The organism is Paraburkholderia caffeinilytica, assembly GCF_003368325.1.
GTDB lineage: Bacteria > Pseudomonadota > Gammaproteobacteria > Burkholderiales > Burkholderiaceae > Paraburkholderia > Paraburkholderia caffeinilytica.
In genome coordinates this window covers 2,385,746-2,408,470 of sequence record NZ_CP031466.1, presented here as the reverse complement: position 1 = coordinate 2,408,470, position 22,725 = coordinate 2,385,746, and the positions used below count along the sequence as shown (strand labels likewise).

The 22,725-nt window shown below is 59.6% G+C and carries 21 protein-coding genes and 1 pseudogene; 9 read left to right on the top strand and 13 right to left on the bottom strand.

The window, feature by feature from the left end; all coding sequences use genetic code 11:
* Positions 1-60: 60 nt before the first annotated feature.
* From prpC to prpF, 3 genes are all read left to right on the top strand, one after another.
* Positions 61-1,230, top strand: coding sequence for a bifunctional 2-methylcitrate synthase/citrate synthase (gene prpC / locus DSC91_RS10740; protein ID WP_115779789.1), 1,170 nt, complete (start codon positions 61-63; stop codon positions 1,228-1,230).
* Between the two features lie 164 nt (positions 1,231-1,394).
* Complete coding sequence (gene acnD / locus DSC91_RS10735) at positions 1,395-3,992, top strand: Fe/S-dependent 2-methylisocitrate dehydratase AcnD (RefSeq protein ID WP_115778103.1); 2,598 nt, start codon at positions 1,395-1,397, stop codon at positions 3,990-3,992.
* Between the two features lie 35 nt (positions 3,993-4,027).
* Positions 4,028-5,212 carry a 2-methylaconitate cis-trans isomerase PrpF gene (gene prpF / locus DSC91_RS10730; protein ID WP_115778102.1) on the top strand — a complete coding sequence of 395 codons (1,185 nt, stop codon included), beginning with the start codon at positions 4,028-4,030 and terminating at the stop codon, positions 5,210-5,212.
* Between the two features lie 127 nt (positions 5,213-5,339).
* On the opposite strand, the gene DSC91_RS38005 is transcribed toward prpF, so the two are convergent.
* From DSC91_RS38005 to DSC91_RS10710, 4 genes are all read right to left on the bottom strand, one after another.
* Positions 5,340-5,576, bottom strand: a complete 237-nt coding sequence (locus DSC91_RS38005; protein ID WP_175171902.1) for a hypothetical protein — start codon at positions 5,574-5,576, stop codon at positions 5,340-5,342.
* 145 nt (positions 5,577-5,721) lie between these two features.
* Positions 5,722-6,189 carry a hypothetical protein gene (locus DSC91_RS10720; RefSeq protein WP_115778101.1) on the bottom strand — a complete coding sequence of 156 codons (468 nt, stop codon included), beginning with the start codon at positions 6,187-6,189 and terminating at the stop codon, positions 5,722-5,724.
* Positions 6,190-6,739: 550 nt separating this feature from the next.
* A complete protein-coding gene (locus DSC91_RS10715; RefSeq protein WP_115778100.1) occupies positions 6,740-7,195 on the bottom strand; it encodes a hypothetical protein in 456 nt (151 codons plus the stop codon).
* Positions 7,196-7,347: 152 nt separating this feature from the next.
* Entirely contained in the window at positions 7,348-7,704 is a 357-nt protein-coding gene (locus DSC91_RS10710; RefSeq protein ID WP_115778099.1) for a hypothetical protein, read from the bottom strand.
* A 934-nt stretch (positions 7,705-8,638) separates the two neighbouring features.
* On the opposite strand from DSC91_RS10710, the gene DSC91_RS10705 reads away from it, so the two are divergent.
* The gene (locus tag DSC91_RS10705) at positions 8,639-9,202 is read left to right on the top strand and encodes an inclusion body family protein (protein ID WP_115778098.1); all 564 of its coding nucleotides are present in this window, start codon (positions 8,639-8,641) and stop codon (positions 9,200-9,202) included.
* Between the two features lie 199 nt (positions 9,203-9,401).
* On the opposite strand, the gene DSC91_RS10700 is transcribed toward DSC91_RS10705, so the two are convergent.
* The 4 genes and pseudogenes from DSC91_RS10700 to DSC91_RS10685 all read right to left on the bottom strand — a co-directional run bounded on the left by DSC91_RS10700 (position 9,402) and on the right by DSC91_RS10685 (position 11,202).
* Positions 9,402-9,632 (bottom strand): hypothetical protein, encoded by a 231-nt coding sequence (locus DSC91_RS10700; RefSeq protein WP_162831365.1) that lies wholly within the window; start codon positions 9,630-9,632, stop codon positions 9,402-9,404.
* Positions 9,633-9,698: 66 nt separating this feature from the next.
* Positions 9,699-10,025 (bottom strand): EthD family reductase, encoded by a 327-nt coding sequence (locus DSC91_RS10695; protein ID WP_115778096.1) that lies wholly within the window; start codon positions 10,023-10,025, stop codon positions 9,699-9,701.
* Positions 10,026-10,131: 106 nt separating this feature from the next.
* A pseudogene (locus DSC91_RS10690) lies at positions 10,132-10,266 on the bottom strand (transposase domain-containing protein); the annotation flags it as partial.
* A 45-nt stretch (positions 10,267-10,311) separates the two neighbouring features.
* The gene (locus DSC91_RS10685) at positions 10,312-11,202 is read right to left on the bottom strand and encodes a LysR family transcriptional regulator (protein WP_115778095.1); all 891 of its coding nucleotides are present in this window, start codon (positions 11,200-11,202) and stop codon (positions 10,312-10,314) included.
* Between the two features lie 104 nt (positions 11,203-11,306).
* On the opposite strand from DSC91_RS10685, the gene DSC91_RS10680 reads away from it, so the two are divergent.
* Both DSC91_RS10680 and DSC91_RS10675 read left to right on the top strand, forming a co-directional pair.
* Complete coding sequence (locus tag DSC91_RS10680; RefSeq protein ID WP_115778094.1) at positions 11,307-12,101, top strand: SDR family NAD(P)-dependent oxidoreductase; 795 nt, start codon at positions 11,307-11,309, stop codon at positions 12,099-12,101.
* A gap of 275 nt (positions 12,102-12,376) precedes the next feature.
* A complete protein-coding gene (locus tag DSC91_RS10675; protein WP_115778093.1) occupies positions 12,377-14,347 on the top strand; it encodes a lytic transglycosylase domain-containing protein in 1,971 nt (656 codons plus the stop codon).
* A gap of 303 nt (positions 14,348-14,650) precedes the next feature.
* On the opposite strand, the gene DSC91_RS10670 is transcribed toward DSC91_RS10675, so the two are convergent.
* Entirely contained in the window at positions 14,651-15,067 is a 417-nt protein-coding gene (locus DSC91_RS10670; RefSeq protein WP_208645716.1) for a MoaF-related domain-containing protein, read from the bottom strand.
* 148 nt (positions 15,068-15,215) lie between these two features.
* Complete coding sequence (locus DSC91_RS10665; protein WP_115778092.1) at positions 15,216-15,770, bottom strand: flavodoxin family protein; 555 nt, start codon at positions 15,768-15,770, stop codon at positions 15,216-15,218.
* A gap of 115 nt (positions 15,771-15,885) precedes the next feature.
* On the opposite strand from DSC91_RS10665, the gene DSC91_RS10660 reads away from it, so the two are divergent.
* The gene (locus DSC91_RS10660) at positions 15,886-16,290 is read left to right on the top strand and encodes a winged helix-turn-helix transcriptional regulator (protein WP_115778091.1); all 405 of its coding nucleotides are present in this window, start codon (positions 15,886-15,888) and stop codon (positions 16,288-16,290) included.
* Positions 16,291-16,650: 360 nt separating this feature from the next.
* On the opposite strand, the gene DSC91_RS10655 is transcribed toward DSC91_RS10660, so the two are convergent.
* The 3 genes from DSC91_RS10655 to DSC91_RS10645 are packed head-to-tail and all read right to left on the bottom strand — an operon-like array spanning position 16,651 to position 20,361.
* On the bottom strand, positions 16,651-17,721 hold the full coding sequence (locus DSC91_RS10655; RefSeq protein ID WP_229758180.1) for a hypothetical protein: 1,071 nt from the start codon (positions 17,719-17,721) through the stop codon (positions 16,651-16,653).
* Positions 17,718-19,982: an FAD-binding protein gene (locus tag DSC91_RS10650; RefSeq protein WP_115778090.1), complete on the bottom strand. Its 2,265-nt coding sequence runs from the start codon at positions 19,980-19,982 to the stop codon at positions 17,718-17,720. The genes DSC91_RS10655 and DSC91_RS10650 overlap by 4 nt, the downstream gene beginning before the upstream one ends.
* Positions 19,983-19,989: 7 nt before the next feature.
* On the bottom strand, positions 19,990-20,361 hold the full coding sequence (locus DSC91_RS10645; RefSeq protein ID WP_115778089.1) for a DUF805 domain-containing protein: 372 nt from the start codon (positions 20,359-20,361) through the stop codon (positions 19,990-19,992).
* Positions 20,362-20,607: 246 nt separating this feature from the next.
* Between DSC91_RS10645 and DSC91_RS10640 the strand changes: the two genes are divergently transcribed.
* Positions 20,608-21,567: an alpha/beta fold hydrolase gene (locus tag DSC91_RS10640; RefSeq protein ID WP_162831364.1), complete on the top strand. Its 960-nt coding sequence runs from the start codon at positions 20,608-20,610 to the stop codon at positions 21,565-21,567.
* Between the two features lie 115 nt (positions 21,568-21,682).
* Entirely contained in the window at positions 21,683-22,231 is a 549-nt protein-coding gene (locus tag DSC91_RS10635; protein ID WP_162831363.1) for a hypothetical protein, read from the top strand.
* The last annotated feature ends 494 nt before the right edge of the window (positions 22,232-22,725 follow it).

Below are 22,725 nucleotides of genomic sequence, written 5' to 3'. Positions count from 1 at the left end.
AAGACAGGCTCGGCGCGCTGATTGCCGAACGAACGCAACCCCGCAGTTGGAGACGAAATGATGAGTGAAGCCGATAACAGCACGCCGAACGCAGGCGCCTTCAAACCGAAGAAATCCGTCGCCCTGTCCGGCGTGACGGCCGGCAACACCGCGCTGTGCACCGTCGGCAAGACCGGCAACGATCTGCACTACCGCGGCTACGACATTCTCGACATCGCGACCACGTGCGAATTCGAAGAGATCGCGTATCTGCTGGTCCACGAAAAGCTGCCGACGCAGGCCGAACTCACCGCCTACAAGACGAAGCTCAAGGCCTTGCGCGGCCTGCCGGCGAACGTCAAAGCCGCGCTGGAATGGATTCCGGCCGCAGCTCACCCGATGGACGTGATGCGCACCGGCGTGTCGGTGCTCGGCACGGTGCTGCCGGAGAAGGACGACCACAACCTGCCGGGCGCACGCGACATCGCCGACAGGCTGATGGCCTCGCTCGGTTCGATGCTGCTGTACTGGTACCACTACTCGCACAACGGCAAGCGCATCGAAGTCGAAACCGATGACGACTCGATCGGCGGCCACTTCCTGCATCTGCTGCATGGCGTGGAGCCGTCGAAGGCGTGGGTCGATGCGATGCATGTGTCGCTGAACCTGTACGCCGAGCACGAATTCAACGCCTCGACGTTCACCGGCCGCGTGATCGCGGGCACGGGATCGGACATCTACTCGGCGATCACCGGTGCGATCGGTGCGCTGCGCGGCCCGAAGCACGGCGGCGCCAACGAAGTCGCATTCGAGATCCAGTCGCGCTATCAGACGCCGGATGAGGCCGAAGCCGACATCCGCAGGCGCGTCGAAAACAAGGAAGTGGTGATCGGTTTCGGTCACCCGGTGTACACGATTTCGGACCCGCGCAACAAGGTCATCAAGGAAGTCGCGAAGAAGCTCTCGAAGGAAGCGGGCAACAACAAGCTGTTCAATATTGCCGAACGTCTGGAGTCGGTGATGGCGGACGCGAAGAAGATGTTCCCGAATCTCGACTGGTTCAGCGCGGTGTCGTATCACATGATGGGCGTGCCGACGGCGATGTTCACGCCGCTGTTCGTGATCTCCCGCACGGCAGGCTGGAGCGCGCACATCATCGAGCAACGGATCGACAACAAGATCATCCGTCCGAGCGCGAATTACACTGGTCCCGACGATTTGCCGTTCGTGCCGCTCGCCAAACGCGTGTAAGGGTGTTCAAGGCAAACCGGCGCGCCCCCGCAAGCTAAACTACATAGACTGTCCGAATGACACGCTGACACGCAAAGGTCGCGCCGCCTGAAAGAGGGGCAGTGGATTGTTAAGCACGGCTGCCGCCATCGTCCCCGGATCATTATTGTTTTGTCCCCTACGCCATGAATACTGCCAACCGCAAACGCCTTCCCGGCACCCAGCTGGATTTCTTCGACACGCGTGCCGCCGTCGATGAGATCCAGCCCGGCGCCTATGACACGCTGCCGTACACCTCGCGCGTGCTGGCCGAAAACCTCGTGCGCCGCTGCGATCCGGCGATGCTGACGGCGTCGCTCAAGCAGATCATCGAACGCAAGCGCGAGCTGGATTTTCCGTGGTTCCCGGCGCGCGTGGTCTGTCATGACATTCTCGGCCAGACCGCGCTGGTCGACCTCGCCGGCCTGCGCGATGCGATCGCGGCGCAAGGCGGCGATCCCGCGATGGTCAACCCGGTCGTGCCGACGCAACTCGTAGTGGATCACTCGCTCGCCGTCGAGTGCGGCGGTTTCGATCCGGATGCGTTCGCGAAGAACCGCGCGATCGAAGATCGCCGCAATGAAGACCGCTTCGACTTCATCAACTGGACCAAGCGTGCGTTCAAGAACGTCGACGTGATTCCGCCGGGCAACGGCATCCTGCATCAGATCAACCTGGAGCGCATGAGCCCGGTGGTGCAGGTGAAAGACGGCGTGGCCTTTCCCGATACGCTGGTCGGCACCGACTCGCATACGCCGATGGTCGATGCGCTCGGCGTGATCGCGATCGGCGTGGGCGGTCTCGAAGCGGAAAGCGTGATGCTGGGCCGCGCGTCCTATATGCGGCTGCCGGATATCGTTGGCGTGGAACTCACGGGCAAACCGGCCGAGGGCATCACGGCGACCGACGTCGTGCTCTCGCTCACCGAATTCCTGCGCAAGGAGAAAGTGGTCGGCGCGTACCTCGAGTTCTACGGAGCCGGCACGGCCAACCTGACGCTCGGCGATCGCGCGACCATCGCCAACATGGCGCCCGAATTCGGCGCGACGGCGGCGATGTTCTACATCGACGAGCAGACCATCAAGTATCTCAAGCTCACCGGCCGCGACGACGAACTCGTCAAGCTGGTCGAGACCTACGCGAAAGAGACTGGCCTGTGGGGCGATACGCTGAAGCACGCCGAGTATGAGCGCGTGCTGACGTTCGATCTGTCGACCGTGGTGCGCACGCTGGCGGGTCCGTCGAATCCGCATCGCCGCTTGCCGGTGTCCGAGCTCGCGGCGCGCGGCATCAGCGGCAAGGTGGAGAACGAGCCGGGCCTGATGCCGGACGGCGCCGTGATCATCGCGGCGATCACGAGCTGCACCAACACCAACAACCCGCGCAACATGATCGCCGCCGGTTTGCTGGCGCGTAACGCCAATCAACGTGGCTTGACGCGCAAGCCGTGGGCGAAGACCTCGCTCGCGCCGGGATCGAAGGCGGTCACGCTGTATCTGGAAGAAGCGGGCCTGTTGCCGGAACTTGAGCAACTGGGCTTCGGCGTGGTCGCGTATGCGTGCACGTCGTGCAACGGCATGTCGGGTGCGCTGGATCCGGTGATCCAGAAGGAAATCGTCGAGCGCGATCTGTATGCGACGGCCGTGCTGTCCGGCAACCGCAACTTCGACGGCCGTATCCATCCGTATGCGAAGCAGGCTTTCCTCGCTTCGCCGCCGCTGGTGGTGGCCTACGCGATTGCGGGCACGATCCGCTTCGACATCGAGAAGGATGTGCTGGGCGTCGACGCCGAAGGCAATGCGATCAGGCTGAAGGACATCTGGCCGTCGGACGAAGAGATCGACGCCATCGTTGCTGCGAGCGTGAAGCCGGCGCAGTTTCGCAAAGTGTACGAGCCGATGTTCGCCGTCTCCGTCGATACCGGCGAGAAAGCCGATCCGCTGTACGACTGGCGTCCGATGAGCACGTATATCCGCCGTCCGCCGTATTGGGAAGGCGCGCTGGCCGGTGAGCGCACGCTGACGGGCATGCGTCCGCTGGCGGTGCTCGGCGACAACATCACGACGGACCACCTGTCGCCGTCGAACGCGATTCTGGCGGATAGCGCGTCGGGTGAGTACCTCGCCAAAATGGGCTTGCCGGAAGAGGACTTCAATTCGTACGCAACCCACCGCGGCGATCACCTGACCGCGCAACGCGCCACCTTCGCGAACCCGACGCTGAAGAACGAGATGGTGCTCGAAGACGGCAAGGTGAAGGCGGGTTCGTTGGCGCGCATCGAGCCGGAGGGCAAGGTGACGCGCATGTGGGAAGCGATCGAAACCTACATGGAGCGCAAGCAGCCGCTGATCGTGATCGCGGGCGCAGACTATGGTCAGGGTTCGTCGCGCGACTGGGCCGCGAAGGGCGTGCGACTTGCCGGCGCGGAAGCGATTGTGGCGGAAGGGTTCGAGCGGATTCACCGTACGAATCTGGTGGGCATGGGTGTGTTGCCGCTGGAATTCAAACCTGGTGTGAATCGTCTCACGCTTGCAATCGACGGCACCGAGACCTTCGATGTAGTTGGCGAACGCAAACCGCGCGCCGACCTCACGCTTGTGATTCATCGCAAAAACGGTGAGCGTGTGGACGTGCCGGTGACGTGCCGCCTGGATACCGCGGAAGAGGTGTCGATCTACGAAGCCGGGGGTGTGCTGCAACGCTTCGCACAGGACTTTCTTGAATCGACGAAGGCGGCGGCTTAAAGCTTTTAAGCTTCTCTCATCAGGACACTACTTTCATGGCCCACAAACCTCAGATCAAGATTCCGGCGACGTACATGCGTGGCGGCACCAGCAAAGGCGTATTCTTCCGGCTGCAGGATTTGCCGGACGCCACCCAGGTGCCGGGCGCCGCACGCGATGCGCTGCTGATGCGTGTGATCGGCAGTCCGGACCCGTATGGCAAGCAGATCGACGGCATGGGCGGCGCGACGTCGAGCACGAGCAAGACCGTCATCATCGCGAAGAGCAGCAGGCCGGATCACGACGTCGACTATCTGTTCGGGCAGGTTTCCATCGATAAGGCATTCGTTGACTGGAGCGGCAATTGCGGCAATCTTTCTGCTGCGGTGGGGCCGTTCGCGATCAGCGCGGGTTTGGTGGATGCGAGCCGGATTCCGCACAACGGTGTGGCGATTGTGCGCATCTGGCAGGCGAATATCGGCAAGACGATCATCGGGCATGTGCCGATCACCGATGGCGCGGTGCAAGAAACAGGGGACTTTGAACTCGATGGCGTGACGTTCCCGGCGGCTGAAGTTCAGCTCGAGTTCATGGACCCGGCGGCGGAAGAAGAGGGTGCGGGCGGCGCGATGTTTCCGACGGGGAATCTGGTCGACGACCTCGACGTGCCGGGCGTTGGCACGCTGAAGGCGACGATGATCAATGCCGGTATTCCGACTATTTTCGTGGACGCGGAAGCGATCGGTTATAAGGGCACCGAACTGCAGGACGCCATCAATAGCGACGAGAAAGCGTTGGCGATGTTCGAGACCATTCGCGCGCACGGTGCGGTGCGTATGGGCCTCATCAAGCAACTCGATGAGATCGCGACGCGGCAGCATACGCCGAAAATTGCTTTCGTTGCGAAGCCTGCCGACTACGTTGCGTCGAGCGGCAAGCGGGTTGCCGCGAGCGACGTCGATCTGCTAGTGCGCGCGATGTCGATGGGCAAGCTGCATCACGCGATGATGGGGACGGCCGCGGTTGCGATTGGCACGGCCGCTGCGATTTCGGGGACGCTGGTGAATCTTGCTGCCGGCGGCGGCGCGCGTGATGCGGTGCGGTTCGGGCATCCTTCGGGGACGTTGCGCGTGGGGGCCGAGGCTCGGGAGGAAGGCGGGGCGTGGACGGTCACCAAGGCAATCATGAGCCGGAGTGCGCGGGTGTTGATGGAAGGGTGGGTGAGGGTGCCGGGGGAATGAGCTAACGGTTGCCTGCACGGCTTCACTGCAACTCAGTACCCGTACCGCTGATAGACCTGGGCGGATGGTCCGCACCAGGCTATCCAGACTATTCAGGCTATCCAGGTTATCCAGGTTATCCAGACGATCAGACCAGCACGCCGCCGCCGTCCACGACGACGGTTTGTCCCGTGACATAGCGATTGGTCATCAAATGGAGGTAGGTTTGCGCGAGGTCCTCCGCCTCGCCGACATACCCGACTGGCCGGCGCCAACCTGGCCTATCCATGTGGTGCATCTGCCCGACGCGCATAGGCCGCCGAAGCTGGAGAGTTTTATCTCCTTTTTCCAGGAAACGTTGGGGCAGGGCAGTGAGCGGCAGCATGGTCGTGGTCCTGCGAAGCCGGTTGTCTCTGCGCGGCGGCGGCGCGCCAAGCCGTTGTAGACGTCTGGACGAAGACCGTCTCGGTGCATGAATCGCTGAAGGACCTGGACGCGCCGCCTTACTGCTCGTTGGTGTTTTCGGCCGCTTAATTGGGCGCGACAACCGGTTGCTGCGTGGCGTCGGCTCTTAATGCCGCGGTATTTTTCTCTGCGGGGGTTTCCCGTTGCGGCGCGTTTGCGGTGGCTATCGGTTCGCCTGCGCGCTGCGCCACCTCTTCTGCAAGCAGGTCCGCTGCGTGGCGTGCCGTGATGCGGCTTTGCGGAACGCCTTTTGCATCGAGTGCAATCACTTTGTACAACTCGCGGTCGCATTCGAGTTCCTGCTGGTACTGCTCCGCCGTGTCCACCAGCAATTCGAGGAGCGTCTGACGACGCCGTCTTTCCTCAAGCGTGATGGAAGGATTCCTACATATCGAGGACGCAAGTGTAATCAAGGTATCCAGTTGAGCCAGGTGCCGGTCGCATAAATCGAAGGCGGACAGGGCAAGCTTTTCGTACTGGATTGCGTCGACAGGCGGACGTGAAGCGGGTTGATTTTTTGTGGACTTGCTCATGATGCGATCTCCCTGTTACTTCCTGGATCGCCCGACACTCGCTTGGGAAGGGGGTGAGCGGGCACGAAGCGGGATTGGAAGACCGGGCTTGAACCAAACCGGCGAGCCTTGCGGCTCCCCCACGACAGCCCGCCCATTGCAGAACAACAGACGTGCAGAAGTAGACGCACAACCGCCTGAGCGGGTGTGCGGGTTCAGCTAGCAGGCTTCCAAACCTGGCCACCGGGTGTTTCCCGACGACTTGGTAATTATAAGGCAGGCCGCTCGGGTTGCCTTCAATCTTGTAGGCTAAATGTTTGATTTAGCCGAAAGGATAAGACGGAGTAGGACAAAGGGACGGGCGTTCCGTCGATGCGGCCATTCGCACATCGGCGTTGGATGCCGCTAACTATCGCTGACTAAAGTTTAGACATGTTATCGGACCGAATTTCCGATCCTGACGTGAGCGAAGGCGTGCTAACGACCCGAAACGGTCCGTCGAATTTTCCCGTAGCGGTCATTCGGTTATAGGACCGGACTGGACGGCTCCTGCCCGACGGGTCGGGGTGCATTACCTCGGATCATTTTCAGGTAACCAACCCTCCTCGATCCGCTTTATCAGCATCGTGTCATTCCAGGAGCCTCGAATGGGGAGCTTTCGTTGCTCATCGGTGATCGAACCGACGCGCCATTCCTTCTCACCGTCCCACAACCACCAGTCGACTACTTTCCCGACGGCAGGATCGACGACGCCAGCCCGGAACACCGGGACGTTCTTCGAATGATCCGGAATGGCATATCTCCCGATCTTGCGAACGATGCCGCGAGAGAAAGCGGCTCCTGCAGGAAAAAAGATCCAGAAATTCGTTTCTATCGCTACGAGCGATTCGAAATCTGTAGGGGCGTCCGCGAACACACCCGGCAACACTCGGATCAGCGTGCCCATCGGAGCGATTTTCTTCACATACTGGAAGTATGCGTCGCCGCCGGACGTCCTGATTCCAAAGACGTCTCCTGAACGAATCACGTTGCTCTCCCTGTAGAGCTATTCGGCGAGGCATTGTCGACGATCCTCAAGACTGAGTCGAGTGTCTCCTGTTGGCCGACTGCTGCCCGACGCGTTCGGCCATGGCCTCTCCGAATCGGCCACTCGATTCGCCTGAACGGCCAATTTCGCGCTCACACGTACATAAATTTCCTGACCTTTATCTTGCCATTCAGCCGGCCCGTCGCATACTCGACAGGCAAAGTGGTACCGCTCTTCGCTCGTTCCATAATCCACGGAATTGGCCGGTGCACGATCTTCTGGCCGTCGATGACCAGGTCAAGGACTTCATAGTCCTCGACGTAGACCCGCATGATGGCGCGCCCCCGACTTTGCCACTCCCAATGTGCGGGAACAAGACGCCTCGTCACATTGGCCTCGCCAACTCGAGGCGCCACACCCATGTAGTTAATAATTTCGTAAACCAGCGCTCCTATTAGGAGAAGTACGACCGCATACCAGAACGAAATGAGGATGCCGGAACCGATCATCCCACTCTCGAATGTGCGAAATGGGAGCAATAAAAGACGCGGAAGATGCATGTTCAATCCATTCCCGACCATCGAGCGTTGACATTGTTTCTACGGCAGTCGGACGTGCAACTTGAGAGATCGACTGGACAGCCGCTCCGGATGGCCGGTCAGTGCCTCATGCGATTCGCGTACCGAGCCGCCACCCGCCGGCGAAGGTGGTCGGGTGTGCGCGATCCGGAACGGCCCTTCAGACTCGCCGCAAGCAGCCACTCAACTTACTCAACGGCACGCTGTATGTGGCTGATCAAGGCCATCAAGTCTGGGTTATCGCCCCACATGTCGAGTTCTCGGGTTGCGATCAAACTCATCGCCAGCGGCCCCTGTTTGGGTTCCGATGGTTCTCCGATGACCTGCGCGCGACACCACATAAGTTGACGATGAATGGCTGCCCGGCAATTCCCGGTCAGTGCCGCTTTTCCGGTGGCCCCATCAACATTAACGTCCGCACGTACTAGTTTAGAAATCAAGCACCGTTATAAGCTGAAGGCAGTGTGGTGCGTACTAGATCCGAAATGGAGCAGTAACGCGTCGATCGAGAAATTCGCCTACATCGCCAAGGCGTCGGCGTGCGAACGATTTACGCAGACTGCTCGCAAACGTATTGCAAATCGAATAACTTACTCGGTTTGCATAGCGTAATTTTCAACAGCTTTACGCAATCCAGCCTGCAATCAAATTCCCGGGCATGAGGCACGCATCTTTTGCAAATCCATTTAAACCTGCATTTACGAAAATTTAAATGTCGGTTATATGCGCATCGGATTTAAAAGAGCGAAACCCTATCATCTTGGATAGGTGTATTTGATTTGCAATCCTGAGATATTGATATGGACACGTTGACAGCGTGTCGTCAGGCATGAAAACCATGCAACCCAAGAGATGGAGACCAGTTATGACATCCGAAGTTACTCTGGTAGCAACCAGCCAGCAGATTAACCTGCTGGTGGTAGTCGACACGGAATATGTCAAGGGAATAACCAAGAATCCGAGCAAGGATTGGAGAGCGCCGACCGGCATCAACCACTCTGGCCAGTTCATGCTTTGCACTGGCGCGCGAGGGCCCGTGAAAGGACAGGGGACGGGCGATCTGGAGTTCATGGCGTACCCTGGCGACCTCGTGTCGTTCACCGGTACGTCGATTTATGACAACTCCGATGATGCGGTGCTCGTGTACGGCATCCAGCACTTTGCGGGCGATATCGTATTCAACTATCCCTTCAACTACAACGCCCTTCAGAGGAACGGGGCAGCGCAACCCAATCCCGAGTCGCCGGATCACAATGGTCTGCCGGCGATTCAGAAGCCGGAGATTTTCCCAAGTCTAGACTCGAGAGTAGCGCGAAGCGGTAGGGAAGGCTTCGGCATCTGCTTCGGACTCTACACGTTAGTCGGCGGACAAAAGCAGGAGCTTTTTGGATATTACTGGTGGGATCCGTACGTTAGCGTCGCAGGTTGACCGGCTGCCTCCATGGGCATCTTGAAGGAATAGGAATTACCTCGTGTCGGGTCTGCCATCAAAAATATAATGCGGCCCGACACTTCACAGTTGAGATGGGAAATTTAACGTTTAGCCACTGAAGCGGCTTGTGCCAACGAGAAGGGCACCGAGAAGGAGATCGAGGCCGCAAAGGTGGCTGGCTCCAAGGCGACAGCGTTCATCGAAGGCTCAGCCTGAAGTTATTCACAACGAACGAGCCTTTCGCGACAACATTGCCGAGTTCCAGGTGGCAGTCCGCGAATGCGCTCCATAGCAATCTGTACCGCTCCTTGATAGCCTCGACGCCAGGTGCGAGGAGCAGTGAGGGGCGCATGACCGCATGGTCGGCGTAAAGCCCGAAGAAATTCTTGCGACTACGTAGGTCGTTGAAGTGGTGGAGCGCTTGCATGAGCACCGCCTTGTTGCTGGGGTACGCCATACGCGGATGCGGTGCCTCGCGATATCCGAACCTTGGTCAGACTTCCGAACGCTCCACTACCACCTCACTGATTTGCAGCACGGGTTGTATATCCGTGTAATGGGCTATGTCGGCCCTGATCTCCTGCGCGTGCGGGCCGCGGGCTGCCTGGAAAGCTTCGACAGAAGTGCAGACGAAGTCGCACTTGGCCACGTAAACAGGGTCACTGCCCGGAGCACCGCCAGCGATGCCCTTGTCCACCGTGTAGTACAGACATGCGGCGCCGAGCAGCTGTTTCATCATTGGCATATGCCTCTCGCGGTAGTAAGTATGATCGAATCGCGCGCCTGCGGCGTATGGGTACATGACACTGATTTTGATCATCGGGTTCTCCTGTTGCTGCACGGTAATCGAGGCGCAACCGCCCGCGAGACGACATCGAGGTCGCCGATATAGGGCGTGGCCAAGGCTTCTTCCAGAATCGGCATACTCATTCTTCTGATTGTAAGCGCCGGTGAACCCGTCTTGCCAGTTTGGTGGCGCTGGGGGTCCAACGGTGCGGGAGCAGTTCGGCAATGTCGGACGCTTTATGGGTCGGCAGCCGGGTGAGTACGTCTTTCAGATATCAGGCCGTAACCGTGTCCGCTCGAAGGTTCTGTCGCAAGAACATCTAAATGCGCCGCGGTATGGCCTCTGCGAAAAAATCGGTGACCCGTCGCACACGCGCCGGTACAAACCGGCGTCTCGGCCAGACGAGGCTTATGTCGCGGGCGTCGCCCATAAATTCGTCGAGAACGGTGATGACGTCCGGATGCCGGAGATCGTCGGCAAGAGAGACCTTGGCGAACAGGCCGATTCCCACACCGGCGAGAACACCGGCCCGGATCGTTTCGATACTGTTGGACGTGAGATTTCCGCGCACGGACGCGATAAATCGACCTTCTGGTCCTACAAAAGGCCAATGCGTTGACTCCGTCAAGCCGCTATATACAAGGCAATTGTGATCAACAAGCTCGGCGGGGGTCTTTGGCATTCCGTGTTGCTCGAAGTAGCGACGGGATCCGACGCATACGAGGGGAGTGCTGGCCACGCGTCTGGCGATCGCGTCGGGATCGTTGACCGGCCCCACCCGGATCGCCAGATCGATCCCGTCCTCCACCATATCTCGCACGAAGTCCGAGAGAATGAGATCGACCTGAAGGCCAGGATTGAGTGATAACAGGTCGGGGATCAGCGGCAAGACATGAAGACGGCCGAAAGTACCTGATGCAGCGATCCTGATCAGACCTGAGACATCATGCGTGCTGCTGGTCAGTTCGCTGTCGGCGTCATCCATCTCGTCAAGCAGCGGTTTTGCCCGATCGTAGTATCTCTGCCCCTGATCCGTCAGGGTCACGCTGCGCGTATTTCGGTTAAATAACACCACGCCGAGGCGCCTCTCGAGCGCGCCAATAGCCTTACTGATTGCCGACTGTGAATCACCCGTTCTACGCGCGGCGGCGGTAAAACCGCCTGCTTCCGCCACGGCTATGAAGGCGTTTAATTCGTTGAATCGATCCATACTAATTCCTCCAGGGAATTAATATTATGACAAATTAAGCCATTATCATCGATTCGGACATCGCCCACAATCCAGCTTTCTCCACATGTTGAAGGACTGGTGTCATGAATATCGATCTCACTGGCCGCAAGGCCGTCGTTACCGGGTCGACGGTGGGTATCGGCCGAGCCATTGCAGAAGGGCTGGGGCGCGCAGGCGCCGCGGTCGTGATCAACGGCCGCACAGAGAAGCGCGTCTCCACGGCGCTTAGGGAGCTTCGCGAACTCTTGCCAAAGACGGAGTTTACCGGCGTCATCGCCGATCTTGCGACCCCGGAAGGCGCGGCGGAGTTGTTCGCGCAGGCGCCGGATGCGGACATTCTCGTCAACAATGTGGGGACTGGGCGTTGGAAGTGCTTCTTCGAAATTGAGGATCGCGAGTGGATCGATCTCTTCGAACTTAACGTCATGAGCGGCATTCGCGCCTCCCGCCACTATGTGCCGAACATGACGAAGCGCGGCTGGGGGCGCGTCGTCTTCATCAGCAGTGAGTCCGCGCTTGCCATCCCCAAGGACATGATCGACTACGCCACGACCAAGACCGCTCAGCTCGCCATTGCGAGGGGCTTGGCCGAGGTGGTCGGCGGAACGGGCGTCACCGTCAATTCGGTTCTCCCGGGTCCGACGAATTCGGAAATCATGGGTGGTTGGGCGCAGGCGAACGCAGATGCGCAAGGCATTACGCGTGAGGAAGCCGAGCAGCAGTTCCTGAAAACGAATCGCCCGACCACGCTCCTCAATCGCTTCGCGACAACCGAAGAAGTCGCAAACCTGGTCGTCTATGTCTGCTCGGAGCAGGCGTCGGCGACAACAGGTACTTCCTTGCGTGTCGACGGCGGTGTCGTTCGGACAATTGCATAGGGCGCCCGCTTTTTCACTCGTTCAACGCGGTTTCGTTGTACCGCGCACCACTGCGCGTCAGTTTGCCATTCCCGCGACGCCGGCGAGAACAGGGCGTTCGCTGAACGCGCGCCTACGCCACGAAAGAGCGAACACGCAAGCGCGGGGGGCCAGGCATCCGGCTCGCAAAGGGCCGAATTGCGGGCCGAGTCCAGTGTTTTTCGACGCTTCGCTTCGCCGGATTGCGGCCTAAGCTTGGACTCAATTTTCTGCACCGAAACAACGAGAAAACAGCGATGTCCACACGACTTCACCGGGTGTCTCGCGCGGTTGGTTTTGCCCTTGCCGCCGCGACATTCGTTATATCTGGCACGGTGCTAGCCGGACATCCCACCCGGTTTTCCTCGTTTTCCGCCGACGATCAGATTTTCATCAAGTTGCATGACGCCGCCCGCGACAACGATCCCGCGCGTGCCGCGCAACTGGCGAGCCTGATCCCGAATTATCCGGCGCCGGCTTATCTCAGCTATTTCCAGATCAAGCCGCGTCTGTTCAACGGCGCGGGGCATGCGAATCTCGACGCGCCGGACGCACCGGTGCTGTCGTTTCTGCAACGCTACGACGGACAGGCGATTGCCGACCGTCTACGCAACGACTACCTGCGCGTGCTGGGGGCGCGCCACGACTGGCACGATTTTGATTCGCAGTATTCACAGTTCGTCCTGAACGACGACACGCAGGTGAAGTGCTATGCGCTCGAGTCGCGCGCCGCGCGGGGTGAGAACGTGGCCGACGCGGCGCGCGCGCTGCTCGTCGAGCCGACGTGGTACGGCGACGGCTGCGTCGATCTGATCACCGCGCTCGACCGTAACAAGCAGTTCACTTCGGAGGATGTCTGGCAGCAGATTCGCCAGGCCTACGAACAGGGCGCGACGAGGACGGGCGGCAGACTGGTCGATGCGCTGGGCACGGCACGCCCGGATCCGCTGCTCCTCGATCAGGCGACGAACCAGCCGCGTCTGCTGCTCGCGAAAGGCGTCCAGATGGATGCGGCGTCCCATCAACTCGCGCTGCTCGCCATCACGCAGGTGGCAGCCAGCGATCCGGCAGCGGCCCCGGCCATCTTCACCGCGATCGCACCGTCGCTTACCCTGGCGGAACGCGCCATAGGCTGGGGCACGATTGCCTATCAGGCCGCGACCCGGCAGCTGTCAGGCGCGGTGGACTGGTACCGGCTATCGGCGAACGCTCCCCTGTCGAGCCAGGCCTATGAGTGGCGCACGCGCAGCGCGCTGCTGGCAGGAGACTGGACGATGGTGCGCCGGTCGATTGAGCAGATGCCGGCCGCGCTGCGCGCGCAACCCGCATGGGTCTACTGGTGCGCGCGCGCCTTGAAGCAGAGCGGCGAGGTCGCGGCAGCCGACCAGGAATTCGGAAGGATCGCGGGAACCTACACCTTCTATGGCCAGTTGGCCTCCGAAGCGCTCGGCCAGCAGATCGTAATTCCGCCACAGACCAAAGTGACCGACGAGGAAGTTGAGAAGGCCGGCCAGACACCGGGCTTCGAGCTGGCAAAACGTTTTTATGCACTGCACCTGCGCACGGAAGGCAACCGTGAGTGGAACTGGCAGTTGCGCGGCATGACTGACCGGCAACTGCTCGCAGTCGCGGAGTACGCACGCCGCATCGAGCTCTATGACCGGGCTGTGAGCACCGCCGACAGGACGCAGATCGAGCATGATTTTTCGCTGCGCTACCTGGCGCCGTTCCGCACGGTCGTCGAGCGCGATGCGCAGTCCACCGGGTTCGCTGTCGAATGGGCGTATGGCCTCATTCGCCAGGAGTCGCGCTTCATCATCAATGCGCGCTCGGAGGTCGGCGCAGGCGGCCTGATGCAGGTGATGCCGGGCACCGCGGAGATGGTCGCGAGGAAGATCGGGCTCGGTACCATCTCGCAGGCGAGAATGAATGACATCGACACGAATATCCTGCTTGGCACGTATTATCTGTCGATGATTTACAAACAGCTTGACCGTTCTGCCGTGCTCGCGACCGCCGGCTACAATGCCGGCCCTGGGCGCCCGCGTAAATGGCAGGCCAACCTGCCGCGTCCGGTTGAAGGCGCGATTTTCGCGGAGACGATTCCGTTCAACGAAACCCGCGACTACGTCAAGAATGTGTTGTCGAACACGGTCTACTACGCGGCGCTGTTTGATGGCCGCCCGCAATCGCTGACGGAGCGGCTTGGCCATATCGAGCCCCGATGACATCGTGCCCAACACTGCTGAGCTGACCGCACGGGCGCGGTGGTCGCGGCTACCTATGCGACACGGAACCACGATCCATCTCTATCTGGATGGCCTATCAACGGGGAACCGAGAAAATTGAATGCTCCTTGCCGAGCCTCTTCCGTCATTCGACAATTTTTCCTTTGACCGTCGGCATTGGCAGCGAAAGCGGACATGCCGCCACGAAGGCATGCCGCCAGGACTGTCGGGAGAGCGGCATAAACTTTACCCCGTGCCTGGGTAAAGGCGACGGGGTTCGCGATGTGCCGCCTGAGTCAACCGTTACCTGATCTCGACCAGTGTTCCCTTGCGGCGTGACACGCTGCCATCGGGCAGGAAAATATTGGTGTAGGCAATGCCATTGCGAAAATCATCGACATGAACGACATGCTGACCGGCGCGACGAGACCAATAGATCATGTACACGTCGTTGCCGACAGGCGTCACGGTAATGTCGACGGTTGCGGTGTTCTTGCCGTCCGGCGATGTGAACACCATTTGGTGGGCCGACTTGAAATCCAGGCGGAACTTCTGATCACCAAAATCCACGTTGTACGATTTTCCAACCGCTACAAATTCCGAGTCACCTGCCGCCAACACCGCATAGGCGTCGGTCGGCTGAGCCGCAGCCGTTCCAACGATTGCGAACGAGCTGACGGCAGCTAGCAGCAGGGAAGACAATGAGATTTTCAACTGCATAACCCTACCTTCCAAACGAATTCGTCGGGCGTTAGCTCGGCAAACCAGCGATAAGCGGAGCCAACGCCGAAAATGATCACCACACCGTGATGGCGCTTCGTGCGCCGAACGGTATTGGTGCCGCAGCATAAACAGGGTGAGTACCTGCTTAACCGTGCAGGCGCTTCGCCACCTCCGACACACGTGCAGCATAGAGCTTGACCGTCTCCAGGTCGCCCGTCGAAATCTCATCGGCACCCGCATCCGAGGGAGACTGCACGAGCGCGCCAACCGAGCCACCCAGGTTGTTGACGTCACCGCGAGAAGCAGCTTTCGTATTGGACGGCGTCAGACCCAGACTGACCCAGATGCCGCCGTGCTGCGACGCCAGCGTTTGCAGGTAGATCAGCGTGACCTGCTTGTCGCCGTTGAGGCTGGCACTGTTCGTGAAACCACCGAACACCTTGTCCTGCCACTCGCGGGTGAACCACTTCTTCGACGTCGCATCCGCGAACTTCTTGAATTGCCACGGCACCGAGCCCATGTAGGTCGGGGCGCCGAAGACAATGGCCTTGGCCTCGGTGAGCGTGTTCCAGCTCGCTTCCGGCACATTGCCTTCGGCGTCGATCTCGATCAGCTCCGCATTTGCGCCCTGTGCGGCGGCTTCGGCGGCCCGCTTGGTGTGGCCGTATCCCGAGAAATAAACGATGACCGTCTTTGCCATGAAAACTCCCTGTCGTGTGATTGAGCGCATCCGCGCGTGACGACCCGGATGGTATATTTTGTAAACCTACACAACAAGAAGTTACCTTGTGGTAACTGGTTACTCGAGCGATACCATGGATACCAAGTCAGAGCGCGCCTACGGGAAAGAAGTGGTCGCCCAATACAACGTCTATTTGAAGGGCTGCCCGGCGCGCCTGGTGTTCGACAGGCTGGCAGACAAATGGTCCTTGCTTATTGTCGGAATCCTTCGGCGAGAGCCGCGCCGTTTCAACCAGCTTCGCCGTGAGATCGATGGGATTTCGCAAAAGGCATTGAGCCAGACGTTACAGAAGCTGGAGCGCGATGGGCTGGTGAATCGGAACGCTTTCCCGACAGTTCCTGTGACGGTCGAATATTCACTCACCGATCTTGGCAAAACATTGTCGGAACTCATCGAACCCCTCGTATCGTGGGCGGAAAACCATATCGAGCAAGTGCTTCGTTCACAGCATCGATATGACGAGCAACGTACCGAATAAGAGTCGCTGTCAAACTGGAGGGTGAGCGTCGGCTTTTAAGAGCGCACCGGACGCCTGAAGGTCACCATGATCGCCGTTAGCAGTGGCCGTTCATGTTAAGGCTTGTGCGTCATCGTGCGCTCACGCGGCAGCAGACAAGGGCAGGCGTCGAACAAGCCTTAACACCTGCCGCCGATCACCGACAAGCGCGGTCCGGTAACAATGCGACAATCGCTTTTTTACGGCTGTATCAGACAGTTGATGTCGACTTCGCAAGGGCGGCATAGCAGCAAACTGCTTCAAACTCGCATCGCCATGCAGTAACTTTATGTTCCGCCCATGCCTCACCATTGTTCCGTTGTCTTCACATCCACTGCCGCTTCAGTAGTCGTACACATGCTCCGTAACCAGGCCGTCCTTCCCGGCCGCCGCCAGAAAATCGGATAGGCCGCGAACCGGCACCAGCAGCGCGACGCGCCGGGTATGGGCAGGCATCGTCAGTGATTGTTCGAACAACATACGGCCGCTATCGTGCGGCAACGCGGCGTCGTCTTTCATCCATACCGTGACCAGAATCTCCGATGTGTTGCCGGCGATATCGGTGAGATGAATACCTTGTTGCGCGAGCGATGTCGCCGCAAGCCTGAAGTCGAAATAGCGCGGTAACGCAAGCAACGCCCGACCGTCCGGCAGACGGGCAAGCACGCTGACGTGAGCGGGCGCAGACCATCCATCGGGCAGGTGATCCACAACAACATCGGTCGTCATCAGAGCCGGTGTGTAGGTGGCCCGCGTTGCCTTCTCGATCAGTTTTCCATACACAGCTTTAATCGCGTATTCGGTGGTCAACGCGTAGCGGCGTTCCCATTTGCGCATAAGTCCCGGCCCCCACATCGGGACGTCGCTCCACAGGCGGCGCAGCCGCGCGCTGAAGTCGAACAGGTACCAGGGCTCCTGACGGATAAAGTCCACGTACTCCTGAGCCGCCTGGGCGCCGTAGCGGTCCTCGTCGGTCAGTTTCTTTCCGCCGAGCAGCCAGCTTGCGCGACCCACGGTATTTTCGTAGAGGGAGCGCAGCGCATATTCCACGGTCGTGCTCGATGCGATCACCCAGATCATCACGTGGTAACCAGGATTGAGCGGATAGTTGTCGTGCATCTGCTCGCGCGTGACGGCCGCGTAGCTCGACCAGAGCTGGCCGATCTGGTCCAGAAACGGAAAGTCGTGCGACGGCTCGGATTGCACGATCCGCGCGTACTCCGCGGGGCTGTGCACGAGATACCACTCCGGAAAGGTCAGCAGCGTCTGCTCAGCGCCGCGGCGATCCGCTGCAGGCACGGGGCTTTGGTATGAGGTGCCCGGTGTCGCGGGCGTCTCCGCATGCGTAACCGGCGCAGCGAATGTCAGCGCGACACCGATGGCGAGAAGCGCGTTCCGCAACTGCCTCATCATGCGGCCTCTCCAAGGCGCACGAACGCCATCAGGATGTTGTCTGACGGATCGCCTTGCTGAGTCAGGCGCAAGCCGGTATGGCGAAAACCTGCCGCTTCGACGCGCGCGATCCAGTCGTCCACGCTGGCGAAATGACGCAACTCCGAGCGGTTGGTTTCCCACGTTTCGCCGAGCCTCGCGTTGAAGACCGTATGGGCAAGTGAAACGAATGCATCCATTGTCGGCGTCGTGACGTCGTGGTCGCGGACCACGAAATAGCCACCGGGGCGGACGATCCGCGCGATCGAGTCGAGAAACGGCGCGAGCTTCGCCGGCGCCATGTGGTGCAGGCCGACAAAGCAGCTCACCAGGTCCGCGCTATTGGCAGGCAACGCGATGGGCGCGTAGTCGTTCAAAGGCTGGAACTCGCCGATCGAGCCGATCTGCCCGCGCTCGACAATATCGACCGGGCTCATTCCCGGCCGCACGTCATGAACCAGCGTCGCCTTGCCTTTGAGCCGCAGATACTTCTTCATGGCACGAACATAGCGTCCCGTCGTACCAATCTCGACATAGTCCTGCAACGGCGCATCGCCTAGCAGCATGGCGGCTTGCCTGCCCATTTCCGCCTTCTGCATCGATAGCGACGGCAACGCATGCGTGAGCATGGCGAGGCGCGGTGTGATCGATTTGAGCCCCGCCTGGATCGCGCGATAGATGCGCTCGTCGCCAGTGTGTTCGGCTGCCGACGTCTTGATCAACGTATGCAGACGGTCTTCGGGCAGCACGTTGAAAATGTTCTGCAGGAACGCATAGAAACGATCGGCTTCGCGCTCGCTGCGATAGATCGTTTCGAACAGGGTGCCATCGCGGTCCGCCTGGTTCGCCGCAACGGCCAGTGGAGAAACAGGTGTTGCGGCGGCCGGCAAAGACGTCGCTTCCGGTACGCTTCGTTCGGGAGCGTAGTACCGGTCCCACAGCGCACCGCGCAGCCGATACTGCGGATCGAATTTCTCCTTGAGCGCAAACATTTCGCGCGCCCGCGGATAGGCACGATGGAACTGCTCGTGTGTCGCATGCAGCTGGTAGGGCAGATAGTACGTGCCACCCACCGCGAGTACTGCATCGATCAGCTCGCGCGTCCAGACTGCCACGCGTTCTATCGCATTCGCCCGGGTGCGCTGTTTGTAATAGAGCACGAAGGCAAAAGTCTCGCCGCGCGCCCACGCCATGACGGTGCGGTTATCGGCGAGCGCATGACGGATCGAAATGTTGACCGCGTTCACACGATGCCGCGAGAGGATCGCCGATAACGCCTCGGCAAATTGCGTGACGGCGTCCACGGGCACGAAGTACTCCTGCAGCACATACGTGCGCCGGCGGCGCCCGACTGGTTCGAGTTCGGCTACGTCGTAACCGGCTTCGTAATTGCGCCAATGGACCTTCTTGCCGAAATGCAGCAGCGGGTCGTACAGAAACTCGCGACGGAATTTGCCAAGCGGTGTTTCAGTGATGGCCCATAGAAAGTATTTCGCCGCAAGAAAACCGCGACTGAGCGGTTGCAGCCGCGCCGACGTGGCCGGCGCATCGGTGACTGTCCAGCTGATCGCCCGGCCGCGGGTGTAGCGCGGCGGATAGAGATCGAAATTATGGAAGATCACATCTTGATGGCTGCGCACATTCGTATCGAACCATGCCTTGTAATCGGCGGTGTGCATCTTGCGGTCGCTGCGCTCGACCCGCGTGTTGGACACAAGGTCGAGTTCGGCTTCAGTGATGATGCCTACGCCGCCATATCCGCCGATCGCCGCGTTGAATAACGTGGTGTTCTCGGTGGGGGTGGCGTTGACTACGTCGCCGTTGGCCAGCACGAGCGTAATCGCCCGTACCGACAGCACGACCGGTCCCAATCCCATGTACCGTCCGTGCGCGTTCACCGACAGCGCTCCACCGACCGTGAAGTTCGCGTAGGTCTGCATGATCTTGACGGACAGGCCGTGCGGATCGATGAACCGCTGGATGTCGCACCAGCGGATACCGGCCTGCACGCGAATCACCCGTGTGTGCGGTTCGAAGCGGAGCACACGGTTCATCTTGCGCATGTCCAGATGCAGGGTGCCCGGACTCGCGGTGTGTCCGCCCATACTGAAGTGGCCGCCGCCCACCGACACCGGCAGATTGGTCTGGGTCAGCGCCTCGACGACTTCCTCTGTGGTGGTGGGCGTAGCGATTGAAAATACGGGGATCCGGTTCAGCTGGGTGACGTCGTTGACTGTTGCCATGCCTGTGTCACTCCCCGATATTGACTTTGAGATAATCCGAGCGGGTTGCCGGATCGGGGCCGAAGCGGTTCTCGTGATCGACGCCGCGGCGCAATACGTGGATCAGCACCCAGATCGGCCCGAACACCGGGACGATGGCGGTCAGCAACGACCATCCGCGCCGTCCGATGTCGTGCAGGCGCTGGGTGGAGAGCGCCACCGCGCTCCACAGGAAGACGATGGCGAAGACGGCCGCACCCATCTCGCCGAACCAGGAGCCGGCGAGACTGCCAAAGGCGGCGCACACGAGCGCGGCGATGATGATCCGTGTCAGCCATTCGCTGCGGGTGATACGACCGCGGCTCAAAAAGAAAGCGGGTGCGAGGGTGGTTAAAAGCATTTTTATTCTGGCCTATTCCCGGGAGTCATTTGTCGGTTCCAAAAAACGTTGAAACGTTTCAAGCTTCGGTGCGCAAGTTTAAGCGGACTTGATATTATCGGTCGATCTCAATCTTGAGAAAATTGGCTGAGCATAACTGTACATAATCATCCACTACAATAAGTGTGCCGCCGAGCCCACAAAGCATCAAAAAGGAATGCGTGAGCCTCCATGAAACTTTATAAAGTCGCGATCGCACTGGTCGTCGTGCCTATCATCGCGCTAGTTGCTGTATTAGGCGGCGCAGATTTGATCGCCAGTAGCCGCGAGCGGGACGTCCCGCAGAGCGCGGCGCCGGCCGGATCGCGCTTCGTGCGTGCGGCGGACGTGGACATGCTGATACAGGAGCGCGGCCCCGCTACTGGGCAGCCGATTGTCTTCGTTTCAGGCGTAGGCGCCTGGAGTTCGACGTGGCTTCCGACCATGGATTTTCTCGGTCGAGCCGGATATCACTGCATTGCGGTGGATCTGCCGCCATTTGGTTACACCAGCCGGCCCGCGGCCAATACGTACGACACGGGCCATCAGGCTTTGCGCATTCTCGGGATGCTCGACACGCTGAAGCTTTCGCAGGTGATTCTCGTTGGTCATTCGTTCGGTGGGCGAGCCACGGTCGAAGCGTTAATGGCTGAACCCGCGCGATTCAAGGCAGCGGTGCTGGTGGACGTTGCATTGTCTATCGATCCGCCGCCAGCCGACCGTGGTCTCGTTAGTAGCCTGATGGCGCTGCCGGCCGTCGCGCGGCCGGTGATCGCCGCGACGGCAACTAATCCACGGCTCACCGGATGGTTCCTGCGGAAGTTCACCTCGCGCCATGACGCGCTGACGCCTGAGCGGATTGCCGTCTATCAGCGGCCGCTTTCTGTGGTTGGAACAACGCAGGCGTATAGCTACTGGCTGGATGCCTTTGTCAATGATCCGGGACTCAACAGAAGCAGCCGCTCACCGGAATACGCGTCGCTGACGATGCCGGTTGAAGTGATCTGGGGAGCCACCGACGGCGTGACGCCCGTTAGCGAGGGACTACGCCTGTCACGACTGCTGCCCGACGTGCGCATGAATGTGTTACCTGGAGTCGGGCATATACCTCATGTCGAGGACAATGCGGCTTTCAATCGCGCGGTTGAGAGCTTCCTGATCCGCCTGCCGGGCATGCAGGCGAACTGAATTCGACGGGGCTAGCGGGCACAAGCCGGCCAGGAGCAGCCTTGCAATGCCGGCGCCACATTCGCCAATTCGTCGGTCGCTGTTGCGATCTTTGAAATACCGAACAAAGATGAGGATGATGAAATCTCTGCTTGCAGTGCTCTTCGTCGCGCAAGCGATGTGGCTGCCCCATGCCATGGCCGTTAGCGTTGAGGATGGTTTTGGAGCGTACAAAGATGCGGACGGACAGACCAAACTTGTTGCGTGCGAGAAGGCGATCTACGAGCGCAACTGGTTCACATATGACCGTGATCTTTTACTGAAAGGTGGCTTGAACACACAACAGGCCGAGGCGGTCTACGAGGCGATGAAAGAAGCAAACTTACGCGAAGTCTTCTTCACCGCCTTGGCCCGAGGCACAGACAATGACGCATATTCAGGCAAGCTGAAGCAGGTGGAAGCGTCAATGTTTGACATGTATGAGCAAGACGCGGCGGCCGCAGTACGGGAATACAAGCGCCTTGGCGAATATTGCTTGACTCAGGTATACCCAGCATTGATTGCCCGCAACAGTGAACTGGCAGAACTGGACAAATCCGTTCGTAGCACACCTATACCCGAAGAGTTGGTGAGGGCAGCCAAAGCCGAGTTCATAACGCGGGCGACAAAGGGTGCAGCAAAGTAGGTTGCGTTCCCCTTAAGCGGAGCGAGCCTCTCATGGCCTAACGCTTTTGACGTTGCTGGTCGAGATATCTTTTGGCACCACAAGTTCAACGGCTGATTCGCGGCATGGAATGTCTGCTTTGCAGAGAGTCGACGGACCGCTTCGGGTCGGGTGAGACGAACGACGATCGTCTTTGGTCGACCCATAAGCGTCCTTCCAGTTCAATATTCGAACGGCCGATCAACAGCGCAGTGCAGCCGTCCGGAGTCACGCGTAGTGAAATGGACCGTTCGCCCCATGCGCCTATGTTTGCGCTCGTTCAAATGCCGCATGTCCATATCGGTGCGTGGCTGCACCCGACTAAAGTGGCGCATATATAAACTCGTCCCATTCACGTGGCCCGGCGATAAAGAACCAATCGACCGTTTGCTCGAACAAATCCAGAAAGATGCGACAGAAAGATCGTCCTAGTCAGTTTTTTTACATGCTGTCAGAGTGATGTTATGTGCATGTAG